Origin of the sequence: Myroides profundi (assembly GCF_000833025.1) — a bacterium.
Lineage (GTDB): Bacteria > Bacteroidota > Bacteroidia > Flavobacteriales > Flavobacteriaceae > Flavobacterium > Flavobacterium profundi_A.
Window position 1 is genome coordinate 625,971 of record NZ_CP010817.1, and the last position, 21,372, is coordinate 647,342.

Sequence of the window (21,372 nt, forward strand, 5' to 3'; positions counted from 1 at the left end):
TAGAACTGTATATATTTGAAATAAACGAATTATAAATAACAGTTAATTATGATAAGAAAATTATTATCACTGTCTCTACTTACTTTGATATCTACATCAGCCTTTGCTGGGGGGTATAGAGTTGCAATGCAAGGAAATAAACAACTTGCAATGGGACATACGGGAGTAGCAGTCATAAGTAGTGGTGCGGAATCTTTATTCTTTAACCCTGCTGCATCTGTTTATTTGGAAGATAAGTTTAATTTTTCAGGAGGTGTTAGCGTTTTAGTCGCTGATACTAAATTTCAGAATAAAACTTATGGATGGGAGAATGAAACTCGTAATCCAGGAACACCATTCTATGCATATGGTACTTATAAAGCTACTGATTGGATGACAGTTGGTTTAGCTATCTACTCGCCATACGGTAGTAAAGTAGAATGGGATAAAGATTGGCAAGGTTCACACTTAGTTAATAATATTGATTTAAAGGCAATCTATTTTCAACCAACTGTAGCTATTAAAGTTAGTAAACACTTCAGTTTTGGTGGGGGACCTATTTTCGTAAATGGTGGAGTTACATTTAATAAAAACTTGTCTCGTAGTATGACTGATGAGCAAGGGAATAGAACGAATGTAACAGTAGAAGCTAAAAACGTTACTGCTTGGGGATGGACAGCTGGATATATGGTGAATGTAGATGATCATCTAAGATTAGGATTAAACTATCGTTCTAAAATTGTCATGGATGAGAAGAGTGGTAAGTCAAAATTCTATGATGTACCAGGATATGGTCAAGGATTGTTTAAAAACGGGAAAATTAAAGCAGAAATGCCTTTGCCAGCAGAATTGGCAGTAGGAGCGTCTTATACTTGGAATAAGTGGTTATTTGCTTTTGATTATAATAGAACATTCTGGAATGCATATAAAGCATTAGAGATTGAGTTCGTAGACAACCCTGCAATTGGAACATCTGTAAATCCTCGTAATTATAAAGATTCAAGTACATATCGTTTAGGATTACAGTATACAATGAATGATCAGTTAACACTTAGAGCTGGTTGGTATTATGACGAAAGCCCTGTACAAGAGGGATACTTTGCTCCAGAAACACCACGTAATGATTCTCGTGCATATACAGGAGGGTTTAGTTATAAATTCAAGAATGGTATAGCAATAGATATGTCATTGACTTACTTACACTTTAGTGATACAAATAGTTCTTATGATTATTTTATGGAAGATGGTCAGAATGTATCTTTTGGAGGGACTTATAAGTCTTCTGTAATCAGTGGTGGTCTAGGAGTAAGCTATAGTTTTTAATTTAATTAGGAAGAAATCATGAAAAAAAGATATTTATTATTATTACCTGCCATTGCTTTATTAGCAGCATGTGAACCTTCGATTAAAGACGAGATTAATTCAGGAACTTATTATGCAGGAGAAGCTGACTTTAGTTCATATGTAGCTGTTGGAAACTCTCTTACTTCTGGTTTTATGGACGGAACTGTTTTTAAATCAGGACAGAAGAACTCATTTCCTAATATATTAGCAACCCAATTTAAGATAGTAGGTGGTGGCGAGTTTACTCAACCATCATTTGAAGATGATATTAATGATGTAGGAGGTTTATTATTCGCAGGGCAAGCGAATCCAGGCTTTCCAACAAGAATGATTGTTAATATGATGCCTGGAGCAGATGGACAAGCTATAGGGCCTCAAAATATTGATAGAGCAGTAACTATAGAAGCAACTAAGCAACAGAAAAAAGCATATCACAATGCTGGTGTACCTGGTGCTAAGACTTTCCATTTAATAGCACCTGGTTATGGTAATCCATCAGGATTATTAACTACTCCTGCTACCGCTAACCCATATTTTGTACGTACGGCTACGGCTGATAATGCGACAGTATTAGGTGATGCGATGAGTTTGAAACCAACATTCTTTACGAACTGGATTGGGGCTAATGATGTATTAGCATATGCTACTTCAGGAGGAGAAGGTGTGGATCAAAATAAAGCAGGAGGGACTAATCCTGCTATGTATGGTTCAAATGATATTACTCATGCAGGAGTGTTTAAACAAGTGTATGAGCAAATTACAAATACACTAACTTCTGAAGGTGCAAAAGGTGTAGTAGCTACTATTCCTGATGTGACTGCTATTCCATTTTTTACTACAGTACCTTATAATCCATTATCTCCTAAACTTATTGGTGAAGGGAATATAGATCAACTAAATAGTCTAATAGGATTATTAAAGCAAATTTTAGCAAAAGGAGGACAAGGGGATAGACTTCAGTTGATATCTAAAACTTCAGCTAATCCACTTTTAATTCAAGATAAAACGTTGGCAGATATGTCTGCTTTATTAGAAGGAGGATTAACACAAGTAGTTGGGGCAGGTTTATTTCCTGTAAAATTAACACCTGAGCAAATCAAGTTTATCGCGATGTCTTATGGACAAGCTAGACATGCGACTGCAAAAGATTTAATGCTGTTAACAAGCAAAGCACAGATCGGAGCTTCATTACCTCAATCAACAGGAAATCCTACAATGGATGCTATGCTGAAAAAAGGAGTTAGTTTCCCTATCAGTGATTCTTTTGTACTTAATCCTACAGAACAAGCAAATATCAAAGAAGCTACAGTTCAATTTAATAGTATTATTAAAGCAACAGCTACTAGTAAAGGATTAGCTGTAGCTGATATGAATGATATTTTAAATAAAGCAGTTTCTGGACTTAGAGTAGAAGATGGTCAAATCTATACAGCTAATTATTTTCAGGGAATGGGGAATTTAAATACAGTTATGTTCTCATTAGATGGGGTACATTTAAATGGAAGAGGATATGCATTTATAGCTTCAGAGATTTTAAGATCTATTAATAAACACTATAAGGCTAGTATACCATTAGTTAATCCTGCTGTATACCCTGGGCCAACATTAATGGTTGGTAATAAGTAAAATTCTTTTTAATTTTAAACAAAAAAATTAAATATGGGATTTATCATTAGATTATTAATTACTACTGGTTTAGTTGTTTTATTGGCAAATATATTACCAGGAGTTTTTGTAGAGAGTTTTACTACTGGACTATGGGTGGCAGTAGCGCTAGGGATATTAAATATGTTTTTAAGACCTATTTTAGTGTTTATGACATTACCTGCGACTATTGTTACTATGGGATTGTTCTTACTTGTAATTAACGCAGTTATCATACAGTTAGCAGCCTATTTTGTCAAAGGATTTACGGTAAGTGGATTTTGGACTGCATTACTATTTAGTGTTGTATTGACATTTTGTCAATCTGTAGTAAATGGGTTTTTACAAAAAGATGAGCCTAGAAGAGGATAAAAAAATTAATAGTTGAAATACAATTACTTAAAAAGTTGTTTGGGTTGTAAAAATAATATATTTTTGCAACCCAATTTTATATGTAAATACATCAAAAATGAATATTACAAGAAATAATGTAGATGCTCTTAATGCAATCGTAACTATTGAGCTTGCAAAAGAAGATTACCAAGGTAATGTAGATAACGTTTTATCTAACTACAAAAAGAACGCAAACGTTCCTGGATTTAGAAAAGGTGCAGTTCCAATGAGTTTAATCGTAAAACAATATGGTAAAGCTGTATTGTTCGAAGAAGTAAACAAAATTTTGCAAGAAAAATTAAGTAACTATCTTGTAGAAGAAAAATTAGATATTTTAGGAAATCCATTACCAGTAGCTAATGATATTAACTGGGATGCAGATGTATTAAAATTTGATTTTGAATTAGGATTAGCTCCTGAGTTTTCTTTAGACTTAGAAGGTAAAAATAAAATCAAGAAGTTCAAAGTTGTAGCTGATGACGCTATGCTTGACGAGCAAGTTGAGTTTATTCAAAAACAATACGGAAAAATGATCTCTAAAGAGGTAGTAGAAGAAACATCAGAAATGGTAGGTACTTTCGCTAACGAAGAAGAGGGAATCAATAATGAAGTTAAAATCGCTGTAAGCGATATCAGAACTAAAACAAACCAAAAGAAATTTATTGGTAAAAAAGTAGGTGACCAAGTTACTGTAAGTACTAAAGGTTTATTCGAAGATGACCATAAATTAATGGAAGTTTTAGCTGTTGATCACGATAAAGTTCACGGATTAGAAATTGATGTAGTATTTACTATCAACGAAATCAATGAAACAGAGAAAGCTGAATTAAACCAAGAGTTATTCGATAAATTGTTTGGAGAAGGAGTTGTTACTTCTGTTGAGCAATTAAAAGAAAAAATCAAAGAAGATGCTGAAAAGCAATTTGCTAGTCAAGCAGATCAAAAATTCTTAAACGATGTTTACGAACATTTATTAGAGAATACTTCATTTGAATTACCAGCTGCTTTCTTAACTAAATGGTTAATGGATGCAGGTGAGACTCCAATGACTGCTGAAGAGGCTGCTGCTGAGTACACAAAATCAGAAAAAGGTTTACGTTACCAATTAGTAGAAGGAAAAGTAATGTCTCAATATGACTTACAATTAAACTTCGAAGAAATTAAAGAGTATACTACTAAGTTGATTAAAGATCAAATGGCTCAGTTTGGACAAATGGATCCTGAAGCTAAAGTAGTTGAAGATATTGTTGCTAGAGTAATGACTAACCAAGATGAAGTTAGACGTATTTCTGAGCAAGTAATGAATGAAAAAGTATTAGCTTTATTTAACGATAAAGTAAAAGCTGAAGTAAAAGAAGTATCTTACAAAGATTTCGTTAAGGAAATGTACGGAGAATAATATCCGGAAAAAAATAAGTATATTTGAGCGTCTTTCTGTTAAAGAGAGGCGCTTATTTTTTTATATAGTATTTAAAATAAATTGAAGAAGAATATGGATTTTGGTAAAGAGTTTCAAAAATTTGCTACAAAGCACCAAGGAATAAATAGTATGTACTACGATAAAATCGTTAGTAGTATGACTCCTTACATTATAGAAGAAAGACAGATGAACGTTGCTTCTATGGATGTGTTCTCACGTTTAATGATGGATAGAATCATCTTCATGGGAACAGCTATTGATGATTATGTAGCGAATATTATACAGGCGCAGTTATTATTCTTAGAAAGTGTAGATAACGAGAAAGACATTAGTATCTATGTGAACTCTCCTGGAGGAGGTGTTTATGCTGGATTAGGTATCTATGATACTATGCAGTTAATCAAACCTGATGTAGCAACGATTTGTACAGGTATGGCAGCATCAATGGGAGCTGTGTTATTATGTGCTGGAGCTGCAGGAAAGCGTTCTGCATTACCACATTCACGAGTGATGATTCACCAACCATTAGGAGGAGCACAAGGACAAGCTTCTGATATCGAAATTACAGCTCGTGAGATATTAAAATTAAAAGATGAATTATACGAAATCATCTCTAAGCACTCTGGACAATCTATGGAGAAAGTACATCATGATAGTGACCGTGACTACTGGATGATTGCACAAGAGGCTAAAGAATATGGAATGATTGATGAGGTTTTAATTAGAAAATAATTTATGGCTAAAGAAGAAATGTCATGTTCATTCTGTGGGCGTGCTAAATCTGATACAAATATTCTAATTGCTGGTATAGATGCTCATATTTGTGATCGTTGTGTAGAGCAAGCTTATGGTATAGTATTAGAAGAACAACAGTCAAAACATTTAAGTGATTTGTCAAGTGATTTATTACTTAAGAAACCAATGGAAATAAGAGCGTTCTTAGATGAGTATGTCATAGGGCAAGATCAAACTAAGAAAGTAATGTCTGTAGCTGTTTATAATCACTATAAACGTCTTCTGCAAGAAATGAATGGAGATGATCAAGATATCGAAATCGAAAAGAGTAATATCTTGATGGTGGGACAGACAGGTACAGGTAAAACATTAGTAGCAAAAACAATTGCTAGAATGTTGAATGTACCATTAGCTATTGTAGATGCGACAGTATTAACAGAGGCTGGTTATGTAGGAGAAGATGTAGAAGGTATTCTTACTAAACTTTTGCAAGCTGCAGATTACGATGTAGAAAAAGCAGAACGTGGTATCATCTTTATAGATGAGATAGATAAAATCGCGCGTAAGAGTGATAACCCATCTATAACACGTGATGTATCAGGAGAAGGAGTTCAGCAGGCTTTATTAAAGCTTCTAGAAGGAAGTATAGTAAATGTACCACCTAAAGGAGGAAGAAAGCATCCAGATCAGAAGTTTATAGAAGTAAACACAAAGAATATTCTATTCGTAGCAGGAGGAGCTTTTGACGGTATTGAAAGACTTATTTCTAAACGATTAAATATGCAAGCTGTAGGATATAAGTCTACAGTAGAAGGAGATCAGGTTGATCGTACTAACTTAATGCAGTATATTATTCCAAAGGATATTAAGGACTATGGATTAATCCCTGAGATTATTGGAAGGTTACCTGTATTAACGCATATGGATCCATTAGATAAGACGACATTGCGTGCAATTCTTACGGAACCTAAAAATGCTCTAATAAAACAATATGAAAAGCTATTCGAAATGGATGGTATTAAGTTCTCTATTACTGATGAGGCATTAGATTATATTGTAGATAAAGCACTAGAGTATAAGTTAGGTGCTAGAGGATTGAGATCGTTATGTGAAGCTATTCTAACAGACGCTATGTACGAGTTACCTAGCCAAGATGGAATAAAAGAGTTAAATGTAGATAAAGACTACACGGCTCAGGCATTGAATAAAAACTTATTGCAACGACTAGAAGTTGCATCATAATAAAAAAGCAGGAAAGTTCTTCCTGCTTTTTTTTTATTGAGTAAATTGTTTTCTCAATTTCATATATTTCTTAAGTTGGTTGGATGTTATTCTGTTCTGATTAATTAATAGATTTAATTTATTATCTAATACATTAATATCTAACATGAGATCAGAGTATCTTTTTAAAGCCTCTTTATTACCATATAGCGCTTTCGGGTATATTTCTGAGTAGATAGAAGCATGTTGACTGTAAATAGTCAGTATAGAGTCTATTTCTACTTGGTAAGCTTTATCTTCTTCTGTAGGCTCCATTACTGTATATCGCCCTTCATTACAACCAGAAAAAAGAAGAAAGAAAGAGATAACTAATAGATAAACATATTTTTGCATAATACAGCATGATTTATGGAAGGTAAAAGTACTGGCTAAAAATGACAGTGTTTTACGGAAAACCTCATTTAGTGAATATTTATGTCAAAAAGATAGATGAGTATTAGAGTTTACTGTAGTATTTGGCTAATGGATGAGAATCTGGGTTTAAATGATTCCCATATCTTTTACAATACCAATAAGGTGTGTTGTGTTTTTAGCATTAAAAGAAACTCTTAAACGGCTTATTCTCTTTTCGATACTACTTGTACTTGCTATTGATAGGTTATCTTCTTTAAACTTATGACTCATTTCACTTTGAGAGTATCCTTCTGCTAGTAGACGAAGAATAGTTAAATCTTCCTCTTGTAGTACTAGCGTGACAGGATTGTCTTTTACATCTTTGATATCTGGTGATAGATAAGGTTTTTTCTCTTGTTGGATATAGGTGATAGCTGTTAGTAGTTCTTTAATACTATTTCTCCCTTTGCTGATATAAGCATTGACTTTTAAATCATCTATTAATTCACTTACTTCTATAAATCTGTTTTCTATAGAATAGACAATGACTTTAAGATTGTCATCTTGTTCACGTATTAATTTGATTAAGTCTGCTCCTCCCTTTAGTTTAGTTTCTCTATAGTCTTCTTGAAAAGACAAGTCAGAGATAATTAAATCAAACGGTGAGTTATTGTTCTTAGCACCTTGAATTTTTAGCCAAGCATCATCACAGTATTTAGTACTGTATACTTCGACCTGTGGAATGTTGTCACTTAGGGCTTGTACAATACCAATATTGATACTATCATAATCCTCGACAACTAATATCTTTTTAAACATAATTTTTTTTCGGTAATTGGATATTATACTTTACACCCAGTTTATTAGTTGAATCAAATATAAATGTTCCTCCAATATTAGTAATACGGTTTTCCACATTTGAAAGCCCATTTTTTGATTTAATATTTTCCTGTATGATTCCTACGCCGTTATCAGAATAGAATATTTTAAAGTACTTTTTATCTTCATTGAATTTGAACACTACTATAGTAGCCATACTATGTTTCTTCATATTGACTAATAATTCTTGTATTACTCGATAGATGGTTATCTTTTGATTCTTATCAAGTAGAGAAAAATCAAAGCTGTCAAGCCCTGAGATGATAATCTGGCAGTTATCAGTAGTGTATTCATTGAATAAATTAGTCAAATGCGTAACAAAGGTTTCATCCGTTGCAATAGAGCTATGTTGCAGAGAAATGTTTCTTGCTTTTTTATAGATAGACTCCAGATCAGATAGTAAATGATTCTTTGTTTCTGGAGTTTCAAGATTAAAGTTCTGTGTATACGTTAATGCATTGAATACATCATTCGCTAATTCGTCGTGTATCTTTTTAGCAATTTTAGTTTCTGTTAAGTAAGACTGTTGAATCTTATCTAGTCTATGACGATGTTTTATTCTTCTGTAAATAAAAGATGTAATCACTCCACCTGCCAATAAACAAAGAAGACTCACATAAAGAGCATTTTTACTTCTAGCAGATACTAGTTCACTGTGTTGTAAATCAAGTTTTAGCTTAATGTTCTCTTGTTCATGTTGTTCAAAGTCATAACGTATTTTAGCGAATTGATTCTTCGCTTGTTGAGTCTCCGTAGCGATTTCTTTAGAAAGGTCTATATAATCTGCATAATACTTAGAGGGACTGTCTGTACTAGACTTGATGAGGTATTCAAGAGCTTGTAGTTTGTCTTTTTTATTTTTATTAGTTGTAGTGATTTCATAAGCCTTTAAGGCATAGTCATGTGCAGAGTGATAATATTTATTTAAGGTATAATATTCTGCTAGGTTGATATAGCTTCTATAGATGTCATTTTGATTGATATCGTTTAGTCTTATAGCTAAGGCTTCTTCTAATTCTTTTAATCCTTGTGATTTGTCTTGTAAGTAAAGGGCTTTTCCTAAGTTGTTCAAACATCTTGCTTGTTCTAGAGGCATTTCTTTAAAGACATTAGAAGAAAGAATGTCTTGTAGAATATCAATTGCTTTAGTGTATTCTTTTAAACTAATATAATTAGATGCGATATTGTTTAAAATAATATTTTTAGAATCAGGTGAATTGGTGAATTTTAATGAGTTATTAAAATATTTTATAGAGTTTGAATAATCTTCTAATTCAGCATTACAGATTCCTAATGTATTATAAATATATGTTTTAAAAGATTCGTCTTTATTTTTGATATCAAATAGTTCTTGAGTAATTAATTCTTGAGCACTATTTGGGTCACCAATAATTAAATATATTGTAGTTATGCGTAGATTGTTGTAAGTAATGCTTTCTTTTTTCTTTGCTAAACTAAAATGATTGTTGGATGTTAAATAAGATTTGAAAGCATTATTTAATTGATTTTTAGTATATAAACTATCTCCAAGATGCTGATGATAGTATCCTAAAGTTATATTATCATTACTCTTAACATCATTGTTTTTTTTAAAACATGATGTTAAGAGTAATGTAATTATTACTAGTAAAGCAATATTCGAAGAATAAAAAGTAAGAATTTGTCTTTTCATTCTTCGAATTTAGTACTATTTATTCAATAAATTATTATTGAATCTTAGGAGGTTTAATAGGTGGATGTCCCCAGTCATGATCTACCTCTTGTTCAATATTTAAACTATTTGTTTTAGGAGGTTTAATAGGTGGATGTCCCCAGTCATGATCTACCTCTTGTTCAATATTTAAACTATTTGTTTTAGGAGGTTTAATAGGTGGATGTCCCCAGTCATGATCCATCTCCTGATCCACTCCATTCACTTTAACCTCTTTCTTCATTTGAAGTTGGTTATCATCTTTATCACAGCTTACCATTGATAATGTGATTACGCCTAATAGCATTGCTACTTTTACTGATTTTTTCATTGTTTAGTAATTAAAAAGTTAAGTCCTGAAAAAGAGATGTCGTGCTGAGGGAAGCGAGTTGTTTAAGTGACATAAAATGGCTTCCTTGTTATTTTAGTATCACGAGTAAACAACCCATATAAATGTTTCGTACTTTTGAAACATCACAACACGTATCTGATTTTCGACACAGCAAAGGAAAGGCGACTTTTAGGGTGCAATGTGTTGTAAATCTGATGATTCCGATGATTCTGATAATTCCGTTTTACATTGAATTATAATTATGACCTTACTAACGATTAATGACTATACAGATAGTTTAAAAAAACATATTAATAAAGTTCAAGATTTACCTCAGTACACAGTTCTGTTATCTCCATCACCTGCACAATTGAGAAATTATTGTATTGGACTGTGTAAAGAAGATTTATCTCCTGACGATAAAATAATTCTTAAAGATTTTTTTAGAGGTGATAGCACAGAGCTAAATGATATTGTTAAGAGTATTAATAGATTTGAACTAGGATGGTTTAAACCTATTCAGAGTTTTTTAGGCAAAAAAACTGATACATCTAAGAACCATGCTGTACTAGAAATGGTGGCCTTAATGTATGATTATGAACCTAGACCGTATGGCAAGTTTAGAAAGAGTAGTGTAGAGATAGAAGAGGGGAGTGTAGCTGATGAACAAGCTGATTCAATTATTGTTGAAGAGAAAAGAGAAGCAGTTGAAGAGAAGACTATTGAAGATCATATACCACCTGTTCAATCATTTGCAGAATCTCTGCCTACTACTACAGCGAAGAATAAATTTAAGCGCAATCTATTAATTGTCACAGTGATTATAATAGGCTTATTAGGTGTTGGTAGTTTAGCGAGTAGTATGTTATCAAATGATCAATGTATGAAGTGGGAAGGAGATAGATATGTGGCTTATGACTGTGGTGAGGCTACAATAAAGAGTTTTGCAGGTGTAAGTAGTGAGCCTGTACCGTATGATAAAAGCATACTGAAGAACTTTAAACAAATAAGTGTTGATTGTGATACCGAGTTTTTTAGGAAAGGAAAACCGAAGGTATGGTTTGTCAAGACTGGAGAGGGAAAACATGATTATTTTAATAACCCAGGAACAGGGGTGCATCCTATCTCTGGTAAGTCTTTAAGACCAATCACGCAATATCATCTAAATAAATACATCTACTCTAAGTGTAAATAAAAAAGAGGTTAGACATCACTAAAGACTGTCTAACCTCTTTTTTATTGTAGATTCCGATTATTCCGATACATAATCACCTAAGTTTGATTAATAATTGGCTTTTTGTAAGTACAGAAGAAGGAAAATAAAAGCATTTTAAACAACGGAATAATAAAATCTCTCATTACCGAATTTAAAATAAAGTACTTAAAATTCTATTTCTGATCAGTGTTTATTGATGAGTTAAAGATAGTTTTGTTTGGACCTGCTAGGGGATTGCTTGAGGGTTTCTTGCACATTCCTTCGACAAAAGCACCTTCTAGGCAAGGAAACCCCTAGAAATGTGCTAGCAATCCCCTAAGAAGTGCAAGCGAAACGCTCTTGTTCTATTCATTAATAACGAAATTAAAAGGAATGTATTTATTTAAAGAATTTAATTTTTATTTCTGCTTTAACCTATTCATAAGGATTGAATACTCTAAAGTAAGTAAAAACACAGTATAGTAGAACCACTATTTATTCTTTCTCATCTCTAATGGACGTGTTCCTGTAAACTCACAGAACGCATTGCTAAATGCTCCTAGCGTAACATATCCTACTGTATTGGCTATTTCGCTGACAGAGTGCTCAGTCTTCATCAGTAGTTCTATGGCTTTCACGATACGCAATGCTTTTAAGTATTGTAAGAAGGAGATTTGTAATTCAGCTTGGAAGAGGCGTGATACAGAGCGTTCACTCATATTAAACTTGTTGCTGATATCCGTCAGCGTTAATGGAAGTCCAAAACTACTGTCAAGATAGTCTGTTATCTTAGTAATGCGTGGATTATCACTAAATGGAAGTTGTAACTGTATATTCTTATTGATAAAAGTGGGTAGAATATTTTTTAAAGCTTGTAGAAATACAAAATTAGGCGTGTCTTGATTGACCATCTTATCATGCCAACACACCGTATAAGCTATCATCTCTATTAATAGATCTGAAGCGGCGTATATCCCTAGTGTAGTATAAAAAGGATCTTTATCATCATCAGAGGTATAAAAATACAAGGAGTGAAGAACAGTAGCAGAGTTACTTAATCTCAATATATGTGGTACTCCCTCAGGGATCCAAAAGAAGTACTTCGCTGGTACAACATAAGTGACATTGTCTACAGTCACATAAGTTATTCCTCCTTCTACATATGTGAGTTGTCCTTTTTGATGTTGATGTAAAGGATATCTTTTTGTCGATTTCTCATGATTGATAAATACGCCTTCTTCTATACTATCGATAAACTCTAAGGAATCGATGATCTTCATTGTAGTGCTTCTTTTTAATGAACGCAAAAGTATATAATGATTTTGTCTGTTTTGAATAAAAAAATGACTATTTAAGAAATACAAGATATATCGTACTCATTTTACTTTTGTCCGATTTTAAAAACAACGTATGAAACTTGGGGATTTCCACTTATTAGCTGTACTCACCAGCTGTGTTACTATGGGGTATTGTCAGAGTACTACTCTATCAATTTCCAACAAGGATACAATACAACTCAGTCTTCAAGAGATTTGGGAACAAACAGATCTTGGTAGTAAAAGAAGCTTGATTCAAGCCAAAGAATTACAGATTAGAAAAGAGAATACGGATGATGCACGCATCGGTAGATATCCAGTGTTTAATGCCTTCGGTAAAGCAGAAAAGGCAAGTAATATCCCTGTCTATACAAATGGAATATTTAATAAACCCGAACAACATGATGTGATACATACGCTCTATAATACAGGAGTGTCTATGTACTTAAATCTATATAGTGGCAATAGACAAAATCTAGAAATAGTAGAGCGAAAAACTTTAGAAGCTAAAGCGAATATTGAAGCAGATATGACTAAATCAGAAGTTCGGTTAGAGGCAATCAAGAGTTATTTGGCTTTAGCGAAACTATCTCGTTTTAAAAAAGTGATTACACAAGATATTGCCGAACATAAAGAGCAGTTAATCGAAATAGAACATTTATATAAGAATGGAGTAGTGTTAAAGAGTGATGTGCTTCGTGTGACTATGGAAATCTCGAAGAGAGAAATGACCTTAGTACAACTCCAAAATGATCTCTCTATAGAAAACCAAAAGCTGGTTATATTGACAGGGCGTAAGGATACAGATTTTATTAAACCACAAGATTCCTTCAATGAAGAACTATTCTTAGAATCTTATGATGAGGCTTTAGATATTGCCTTAGAACACGGGTTTAAACACTTGCTGTCAGAAGAGAGCTTGGTATTAAGTGAAATCGAACAGAAAAAGGTGAAAGCTAATACTAAACCTAGTATTGGCTTAATAGGAAACTTCACTATGGCTAATCCACAGATATTCTTGTATCCGTATAATCCTAGTTGGTACAGTTTAGGGACTATCGGAGTACAGATATCATTTCCTATTTCTAATTTATATCAGAATGTACACAAGGTTCGCAGTCGTGCTTTAGAACATGAGAAAGAGGAGTTACAACATCAATATGTACAAGATCAAATAAAAGAAGAGGTACAACAGGCATATTTAAGATATCAAGAATCATTGGTACAGATAGAGGTGTGTACAAAGAATAAAGAACATGCGGCAGAGAATGCACGTATTACTAAGAGTACTTACTTTAATAAAATCTCTTTGCTTACAGATTTATTAGATGCTGATGTACAACATTTACAAACACAATTTGAACTAGAAGCTGCCAAGTTAGACAGCATTTATAAATACTATACTCTTCAATTCGCTAAAGGCTTATTATAATGGATATTAAAACTCGTATTAAAATTACAGATCGCCTAATCACACGTATTACGCGCTATCTAGCTTCTATTATCATTTTGATAGGAAGTCTTTGGGGAATTCACACACTATGGATGTATTGGAAATATGAACAAACCAATGATGCTCAAGTACAAGAATACATTAATCCTGTTATTTCTAGAGTAGGAGGTTTCTTAACAGAAGTGCGCTTTGAGGAGAATCAAATAGTGAATAAAGGAGATACCCTATTAGTGGTGGATAATCGAGAGTACACTTATGATCAAGCAACCACTTCTGCTGAGATAGCGAAACAGTATGCATTGATAAAGGAATTAGACGCTCGTCAATATACATTGTCTCAAACTGCTGCTGCTGCAAAGAGCCAAATCCAAGGGAGAGAATCTAAATATCATCAACAGGAGTTGGATTATCAGCGATATAAGAAACTCTATGAAGAAGATGCAGCTACTGCACAAATGCTAGAGGAGAAGCAGGCACAATTAAATATAGGACAGAGTGATTATAATACTAGTGTAGAGCACGCTCGAGCTGCTACAGCTAGTATAGCAGATATTGAAGCACAGAAACAAGTTTTATTAAAAGAGATTACTCGATTACAAGAACTTGAGAAGTATAAGAATCTGACTGTAGGTTATGCCGTTATCACTGCACCTTATAGAGGGAGAATGGGGAAGAGGAGCATTGACTTAGGTCAGATGATTTCTGTAGGTCAGGTGCTTACCTATATCGTTAATGACGAAACACCGAAGTGGATTATTGCTAATTTTAAAGAAACACAAATACGCAATATACAGATAGGTCATCAGGTAGAGGTAGTCGCAGATGCTTATCCTGATAGACAGTTTATAGGAAAGGTTATTTCTATAGCTCCAGCTACTGGTTCTAGTTTTTCTTTATTACCACCAGATAATGCCACAGGTAACTTTGTAAAGATTGTACAGCGTATACCTGTACGCATAGAAATAATATCACCTGCTGATTCGGAAGAATTATTAAAAGCGGGTATGAATGTCAATGTTTTTATAGCTAAAAAACAATCTAATGCAAAATAACGAAGCGTCTCAGTTATTCGTTGATTGGATTCCAGAGTGGATGATACACGTCATTCTTTTTGTACTTTTAATGCCGAGTATTGTCTTGTTTTTCCTGCCAGCTGCTAATGCTACAGCAGCTGCAGGATACTTTGGATGTGATCCACGAGACATTCAGTTTTCTGTGTCTCTATTGTATGCAGGTTTTGTCTCTTTTTATAGTTTAGAACGACGTTTCTTTACGTATTTAGCGACTAAAGAATACTTTATTCTATTTAATGTATTACAGATAGTAGGCTGTATAGTACTGTATAATGTACAAGCGCTATGCATTGTTTTTCCTGTTCGCTTTTTACAAGGAATGTTATTTGCTAGTACAGTTAATCTATCTATTTCTACATTATATGTCCGTTTAGATAGTTCTAAAGCTAGGGAGATTAGCTTCTCGTGCTTCTACGGTATTTTGATTTGTGCAACACCCTTTAATCAATTAATTACTTCAGATTTAGTAGATCAGTACGACTATTCCTTTTTGTATAAAATTGCCTCTTTTTCTTTTATACCAGGGTTAATATTAATTATGCTGACTATGCGCTTTGTACGGCTCCAGCGTAAGTTGCCTTTGTATAGTCTAGATTGGGAGAGCTTTGTGTTATTTTCAGTAGTGGTAGTACTGTTTGGATATCTTACTATTTATGGGCAACAGTATTATTGGTTTGAAGATCGCGATATTCGTTTAATAGGATTGACGATTTTGATTACCTTATTCTTCTTTGTATGGAGACAAAAGCATTTGAAGAGACCTTATATTAATTGGCATGTATGGAAGTATCGCAACTTTAAGATAGGATTGTTCTTATTGTTTATTCTTTATATCTGTCGTTTTGCATCAGGGATTACAAATACACATTTTATTAACTCACTTCATTTAGACCCGAGGCATCTTTCTTATCTAAATAGCTTTAATTTAATAGGACTTGTGACAGGAGTGATACTTGCATGTGTTTGGTTGATTAATCGTCGCCCTATGCGCTTTATATGGAGTCTAGGATTTATTGCGCTGTTTTTGTTTCACGTGGGGATGTATATGCAGTTTGCCCCTAGTGCTAATCCAGATGATTATTATCTTCTTTTGTTTTGTCAAGGTTTAGGAGTAGGAGTTTTAATGGTACCTATTATAGTTTATTGTGTTACTTCAGTGCCTGTATCACTTAGTGCTTCTGCTGCAGCTGTATGTTTAGGTGTACGTTACTTTGGTTATACATGTAGTATAGCGATTATGAATTATTATAGTTTGTACAGTTCTAATCGTCATTTAAGTCGTTTCTTAGATTATTTGAATATCGCTAATCCTATACTAGAGACTAAGCTTACTCAGAATACTATGAAGTTAAAAAGTAGAGGTATGCCCAGTTCTATAGCTGAGAAAGCAAGTGAAAAGATAATGTTATCTGATCTTAGCAAACAAATAGAGTTGAGGTATGCAATGGATTACTTCGAGATACTTAGTTTACTTTTATTAGTGATTATCATCTTAGTACTCTTCACACCTTATTTAAGTAAAACATGGGTTTACTTAAAATCAAAAAGTGTTTCACCCTTTTAGTTTTATATTTTTTTTCAAAAAAGTAGGAGAGTCGTCTAGTACTCTTCTGCTTTTTAGTTAAGGTCAAAAAAAAATCCTAAGCGTTAACTTAGGATTTTCTTGTACTCGAGGCGGGACTTGAACCCGCACGGGCATTACTACCCACTGGATTTTAAGTCCAGCGTGTCTACCACTTCCACCACTCGAGCGTCTTCTGTAGACTGCAAGACTACTTCTGTATTGCGAGTGCAAATGTAGAATATTATTTTTTACTATACAACTAATAAAAGATGTTTTTATAAATAAAAAAGATTAGAATATTCTTATTTGTTGATTAATAGGTGGTTATTAAGTGTTCTTTTTGAAAATAATTTAATAAACAGGAATTGAATTCTAATCATGATTACTGATGTATTGGAATTAGTAAGGCGAAAGAGTGTTCTCTCTATGAAATCAACACTATTGTAGTATTGCGTTTTCTATCGGATGTCGATATTGAGATCTGGGTATATAAAATAAAAAATCCCAAGCGTTAGCTTGGGATTCTCTGTACTCGAGGCGGGACTTGAACCCGCACGGGCATTACTACCCACTGGATTTTAAGTCCAGCGTGTCTACCACTTCCACCACTCGAGCGTCTTCTGTAGACTGCGATACTATTTCTGTATTGCGAGTGCAAAAATAGAGTATTGTTTTTTAGTGTGCAAGAAAAATAGAGTATTTTTTACTGAGAATTATTCTGTTTTGTTTTTCCATTCTTCTAACTCATTTATTGTTAGTTTAATGAGTTTTGAATACATGTACTTTACTAATGCCTTTTACTAGTACAATGCCTATTTTGATTTTAAGCATTATATAGAATTTGTTCTTTTTCATTAAAATATTGCTTGAGCTATATTTCACATAAGCAGAGTAGCGACTATTAGATTGATATTAGTAGAAGGGAGGTTATAAGATGATCTAGTTGACGAATATAACTTTATAAACAAAAAAAAATCCCAAGCGTTAACTTGGGATTCTCTGTACTCGAGGCGGGACTTGAACCCGCACGGGCATTACTACCCACTGGATTTTAAGTCCAGCGTGTCTACCACTTCCACCACTCGAGCTCAATTGGCATTGACTGCACACGTTTTTTCGTGATTGCGAGGGCAAATATAGAAGGTTTTTCTATAAAATAAAAAGACTTTTTTTATTTTTTTTAAACGATTCTATGGAGTCCTGTAAATCAGTTTTTTATAATAACTAGATTATGCTTACTCTGCGTCAAATATATCTTCTGAAGGGAAACTTCCAAAGATATCTAAAGATAAATCTAGTATCTCAGCGTTAGCAAAGTTTGATTTGATCTCGTCCATTGCCTTTTCAAATCTTAGTTCGGTATTAAATCTTCTACTGTTGGCATAGATCTTTTTATCTATTGCTAGTCTGAAGTAAGACTTACCTGATGGAGTTTTAAACTTAATGAAGTTTAGAGAATCATAGTTAGTTCTTAGAAATTCTATAGTAGAATGAATAGCTTCTACACTAGGATACTCTACACTAGTCATTAATGTTTTACCTCTTCTGTGTTCAAAAGTGTACTTATACTTTCCGTTATCTTTTAAACTAATTACGAATGCACTCATATCAATTAAGAAACAAAATTAAAGAAATTTACTTTTACAGAAATATCTAAGGGGATGACATTTCTAAAGGGGACAAAAAAAAATCCCAAGCGTTAACTTGGGATTTTGTACTCGAGGCGGGACTTGAACCCGCACGGGCATTACTACCCACTGGATTTTAAGTCCAGCGTGTCTACCACTTCCACCACTCGAGCATGATGTAGAGCGAAAAACGGGGTTCGAACCCGCGACCTCAACCTTGGCAAGGTTGCGCTCTACCAACTGAGCTATTTTCGCATAATGTTTTTTAAGAACTTCGCTTTACTTCTGTATTGCGAGTGCAAATATAGAACGTTTTTTTGTTTATCCAAATAAAAAATGAGTAAAAAACAAAGATATTTATTAACTCATTGATTTACAAAGCCTGTGTTTATGCCTTTTTACAAAGGTTTTTGTTTAAAAAGTGAAAGGAAGCTCATTCGAGCTTCCTTGTTTATATTATTTGAGTTTTTTCTTTAACTCATTTATCTTCATAATCGCTTCTATTGGCGTGATATTATTGACATCTATAGCAAGGATATCTTCTTTTAATTCTTCTAACAGAGGATCATCTAGATTAAAGAAACTTAGTTGTAGATCATTTTCTACCGCTTTCAGTGGTTGTTGATCTTTAGCATGTCCTTTTTCTAGTTGCTTTAGCATCTTTTCAGCGCGTTTTAGAACTGTAGTAGGCATACCTGCCATCTTCGCTACGTGAATACCAAAACTGTGTGCACTACCTCCCGGTACAAGCTTTCTCAAGAACAACACATTATCTTTTAGCTCTTTGACTGAGACGTTATAGTTCTTTATTCCATCGAAGTTCTGAGACATATCATTCAGCTCGTGATAGTGAGTAGCGAATAATGTCTTAGGCTTACCAGGATGCTGGTGTAGGTACTCTGCGATAGCCCAAGCTATAGAGATACCATCGTAGGTACTAGTACCTCGTCCGATCTCGTCTAATAGGACTAAACTTCTATCAGAGATATTATTTAGAATAGAGGCTGTCTCATTCATCTCTACCATGAAGGTAGATTCTCCCATCGAGATATTATCTGATGCTCCCACACGTGTGAATATCTTATCTACTGGTCCCATACGTACTTCTCTAGCAGGGACAAAGCTTCCCATCTGAGCTAACAATACAATAAGTGCTGTCTGTCTAAGGATAGCAGACTTACCAGACATATTAGGCCCAGTGATCATGATGATCTGTTGTTCTTTATTGTTTAGATAGACATCATTTGTGATATAAGGTGTGTCGTACGCTAGCTGTTTTTCGATCACAGGGTGACGACCATCTTTTATATCTAGTTCATAAGAGTCGTCTATCAGTGGTCTTACATAGTTATTCTCAATAGCCTGCTGTGCGAAAGAGCTCAGACAGTCTAGCTGTGCGATAAGATTAGCATTTAGCTGTACAGGTTTGATATATTGAGCACACCAAGCTACGAACTGTTCGAACAATTCGTTCTCTAGCTTATAGATTTTCTCTTCTGCACCTAGTATCTTGGTTTCGTATTCTTTTAACTCCTCCGTGATATAACGCTCTGCATTCACTAGCGTCTGCTTTCTAATCCACTCTGCAGGCACTTTATTTTTATGTGTATTACGCACTTCTATATAGTACCCGAATACGTTGTTAAACGATATTTTAAGCGAAGGAATACCTGTCTTCTCACTTTCTCTGATCTCCATAGCCTCTAGCAGTTCCTTACCAGAAGTAGAGATTTTGCGCAGTTCGTCTAACTCTGGGTGTACACCTTGTGCTATTGCATTTCCTTTTGCTATCGCTACAGGAGCATCTTCACTGATGGTAGCTCTGATCTTTTCTCTTAGTAGCTCACACCCATGTAGTGTATTCCCCATTTGTTTTAGAGAATCATTATTACTTTTTTGGGCAGTCTCCTTGATCGGAATAATAGCGTCTAATGAATCATTCAGGTAGATTAACTCTCTAGGAGATACCTTACCAGTAGCGATCTTAGAGATTAATCGTTCTAAGTCAGATATCTTCTTTATTTGGGTTTGGAAGAGTGTTAAGAGTTCATTGTTCTCTTTTAGTATCTCTACGATATTATGTCTATCCGTAATCTTCTTAGTGTCCTTAAGTGGTAACGCTAGCCAACGCTTCAGTAGACGACCTCCCATAGGAGATAAGGTCTTATCTATCACGTCTAATAGGGTTATCGCATTCAGGTTAGCACTGTTGTATAACTCTAAGTTTCTGATCGTAAAACGATCCATCCACACATATGCATCTTCAGCGATACGCTGTATATTAGAGATATGCTCTAGTCTAGTGTGCTGTGTCTCTGATAAGTAATATAGTATCGCTCCACAGGCTATCGTTCCCTCTACTAAATCTTCTACTCCAAAACCTTTTAGGGAATTAGTTTTAAAATGAGTAGTCAAAGACTCAAATGCAAAGTCAGTCTTGAATACCCAGTCATCTAGTAAGAATAGATTATAAGTAGTCCCGTAGTTCTGTAAGAAGTGTGTCTTATTACTTTTCTGTACTAGAATTTCACTAGGGGCAAAGTTCTGTAGTAGTTTATCTATATAATCTTGATCTCCTTCAGTGGTCAAAAACTCTCCTGTAGAAACATCTAAGAATGATATACCGATTGTCTTTTTAGCAAAGTGTATTGCACATAAGAAGTTGTTAGATTTAGAATGTAACACTTCATCATTTAAGGCAACACCAGGTGTTACTAACTCAGTAACTCCTCTTTTGACAATAGTTTTAGTTGTTTTAGGGTCTTCTAGCTGGTCACAGATAGCTACTCTTAGCCCAGCTTTGACTAACTTAGGTAGGTATACATTAATCGAGTGATGAGGAAAACCTGCTAATTCTGTTTCACTAGCTGTACCTGCACTTCGTTTGGTTAATGTAATGCCTAATATTTTAGATGCTCTGACAGCGTCTTCACCGAATGTCTCGTAAAAATCTCCTACGCGAAATAATAGACAAGCATCAGGATACTTGGCTTTTATATCGTTGTATTGTTTCATTAATGGAGTTTCCTTAGGTGCTTTCGCTTTAGCAGTCATAATGTAGTTTTGTGTTTCAAATTACAAATATAACAGATACATTTTACAAACGCTATTTGC

Annotated in this window: 17 protein-coding genes and 5 tRNA genes; 10 read left to right on the forward strand and 12 right to left on the reverse strand. The window is 34.0% G+C overall.

Annotated features, from left to right (window positions below; translation table 11 throughout):
- Positions 1 to 48 precede the first annotated feature (48 nt).
- The 6 genes from MPR_RS02815 (at position 49) to clpX (ending at position 6,757) form a co-directional block, all read left to right on the forward strand.
- Positions 49 to 1,302: an OmpP1/FadL family transporter gene (locus MPR_RS02815; RefSeq protein ID WP_041888932.1), complete on the forward strand. Its 1,254-nt coding sequence runs from the start codon at positions 49 to 51 to the stop codon at positions 1,300 to 1,302.
- An 18-nt stretch (positions 1,303 to 1,320) separates the two neighbouring features.
- Positions 1,321 to 2,949 carry an SGNH/GDSL hydrolase family protein gene (locus tag MPR_RS02820; RefSeq protein ID WP_041888933.1) on the forward strand — a complete coding sequence of 543 codons (1,629 nt, stop codon included), beginning with the start codon at positions 1,321 to 1,323 and terminating at the stop codon, positions 2,947 to 2,949.
- 33 nt (positions 2,950 to 2,982) lie between these two features.
- Positions 2,983 to 3,339: a phage holin family protein gene (locus tag MPR_RS02825; protein ID WP_006266328.1), complete on the forward strand. Its 357-nt coding sequence runs from the start codon at positions 2,983 to 2,985 to the stop codon at positions 3,337 to 3,339.
- A gap of 97 nt (positions 3,340 to 3,436) precedes the next feature.
- Positions 3,437 to 4,759 (forward strand): trigger factor, encoded by a 1,323-nt coding sequence (tig, locus tag MPR_RS02830; protein ID WP_006257316.1) that lies wholly within the window; start codon positions 3,437 to 3,439, stop codon positions 4,757 to 4,759.
- A gap of 93 nt (positions 4,760 to 4,852) precedes the next feature.
- Entirely contained in the window at positions 4,853 to 5,512 is a 660-nt protein-coding gene (gene clpP / locus MPR_RS02835; RefSeq protein ID WP_006257315.1) for an ATP-dependent Clp endopeptidase proteolytic subunit ClpP, read from the forward strand.
- A gap of 3 nt (positions 5,513 to 5,515) precedes the next feature.
- Positions 5,516 to 6,757 carry an ATP-dependent Clp protease ATP-binding subunit ClpX gene (gene clpX, locus MPR_RS02840; RefSeq protein WP_041888936.1) on the forward strand — a complete coding sequence of 414 codons (1,242 nt, stop codon included), beginning with the start codon at positions 5,516 to 5,518 and terminating at the stop codon, positions 6,755 to 6,757.
- A 33-nt stretch (positions 6,758 to 6,790) separates the two neighbouring features.
- Here the strand turns inward: clpX and MPR_RS02845 are convergent, their stop codons facing one another.
- From MPR_RS02845 to MPR_RS02860, 4 genes are all read right to left on the reverse strand, one after another.
- Positions 6,791 to 7,129: a hypothetical protein gene (locus MPR_RS02845; protein ID WP_006260559.1), complete on the reverse strand. Its 339-nt coding sequence runs from the start codon at positions 7,127 to 7,129 to the stop codon at positions 6,791 to 6,793.
- A gap of 147 nt (positions 7,130 to 7,276) precedes the next feature.
- Entirely contained in the window at positions 7,277 to 7,948 is a 672-nt protein-coding gene (locus tag MPR_RS02850) for a response regulator (protein WP_041888939.1), read from the reverse strand.
- Complete coding sequence (locus tag MPR_RS02855) at positions 7,941 to 9,680, reverse strand: tetratricopeptide repeat-containing sensor histidine kinase (RefSeq protein ID WP_041888942.1); 1,740 nt, start codon at positions 9,678 to 9,680, stop codon at positions 7,941 to 7,943. Before MPR_RS02855 ends, MPR_RS02850 begins: the two co-directional genes overlap by 8 nt.
- A 34-nt stretch (positions 9,681 to 9,714) precedes the next feature.
- Positions 9,715 to 10,029 carry a hypothetical protein gene (locus MPR_RS02860; protein WP_041888945.1) on the reverse strand — a complete coding sequence of 105 codons (315 nt, stop codon included), beginning with the start codon at positions 10,027 to 10,029 and terminating at the stop codon, positions 9,715 to 9,717.
- A 262-nt stretch (positions 10,030 to 10,291) separates the two neighbouring features.
- Between MPR_RS02860 and MPR_RS02865 the strand changes: the two genes are divergently transcribed.
- Positions 10,292 to 11,224, forward strand: a complete 933-nt coding sequence (locus tag MPR_RS02865) for a hypothetical protein (RefSeq protein WP_041888948.1) — start codon at positions 10,292 to 10,294, stop codon at positions 11,222 to 11,224.
- Between the two features lie 491 nt (positions 11,225 to 11,715).
- On the opposite strand, the gene MPR_RS02870 is transcribed toward MPR_RS02865, so the two are convergent.
- A complete protein-coding gene (locus tag MPR_RS02870; protein WP_006266334.1) occupies positions 11,716 to 12,504 on the reverse strand; it encodes a helix-turn-helix domain-containing protein in 789 nt (262 codons plus the stop codon).
- A 130-nt stretch (positions 12,505 to 12,634) separates the two neighbouring features.
- Here MPR_RS02870 and MPR_RS02875 point away from each other — a divergent pair, with 130 nt between their 5' ends.
- Genes MPR_RS02875 through MPR_RS02885 form a run of 3 tightly spaced genes read left to right on the forward strand, consistent with a single transcriptional unit; the run spans position 12,635 to position 16,630 of the window.
- A complete protein-coding gene (locus MPR_RS02875; protein WP_041888951.1) occupies positions 12,635 to 13,972 on the forward strand; it encodes a TolC family protein in 1,338 nt (445 codons plus the stop codon).
- Positions 13,972 to 15,045, forward strand: a complete 1,074-nt coding sequence (locus MPR_RS02880; protein WP_041888954.1) for an HlyD family secretion protein — start codon at positions 13,972 to 13,974, stop codon at positions 15,043 to 15,045. Before MPR_RS02875 ends, MPR_RS02880 begins: the two co-directional genes overlap by 1 nt.
- Positions 15,035 to 16,630, forward strand: coding sequence for an efflux MFS transporter permease (locus tag MPR_RS02885; protein WP_041888957.1), 1,596 nt, complete (start codon positions 15,035 to 15,037; stop codon positions 16,628 to 16,630). The genes MPR_RS02880 and MPR_RS02885 overlap by 11 nt, the downstream gene beginning before the upstream one ends.
- A gap of 102 nt (positions 16,631 to 16,732) precedes the next feature.
- Here MPR_RS02885 and MPR_RS02890 read toward each other — a convergent pair.
- From MPR_RS02890 to mutS, 7 genes are all read right to left on the reverse strand, one after another.
- Positions 16,733 to 16,818 (reverse strand) — tRNA-Leu (locus tag MPR_RS02890).
- Between the two features lie 341 nt (positions 16,819 to 17,159).
- Positions 17,160 to 17,245, reverse strand: a tRNA-Leu gene (locus MPR_RS02895).
- Positions 17,246 to 17,632: 387 nt separating this feature from the next.
- A tRNA-Leu gene (locus MPR_RS02900) sits at positions 17,633 to 17,718 on the reverse strand.
- A 147-nt stretch (positions 17,719 to 17,865) separates the two neighbouring features.
- Entirely contained in the window at positions 17,866 to 18,237 is a 372-nt protein-coding gene (locus MPR_RS02905) for a hypothetical protein (RefSeq protein WP_041888959.1), read from the reverse strand.
- Between the two features lie 108 nt (positions 18,238 to 18,345).
- Positions 18,346 to 18,431: transfer RNA gene (locus MPR_RS02910), tRNA-Leu, on the reverse strand.
- 9 nt (positions 18,432 to 18,440) lie between these two features.
- Positions 18,441 to 18,513, reverse strand: a tRNA-Gly gene (locus MPR_RS02915).
- 201 nt (positions 18,514 to 18,714) lie between these two features.
- Positions 18,715 to 21,312, reverse strand: a complete 2,598-nt coding sequence (gene mutS / locus MPR_RS02920) for a DNA mismatch repair protein MutS (protein ID WP_041888962.1) — start codon at positions 21,310 to 21,312, stop codon at positions 18,715 to 18,717.
- Positions 21,313 to 21,372: the final 60 nt, after the last annotated feature.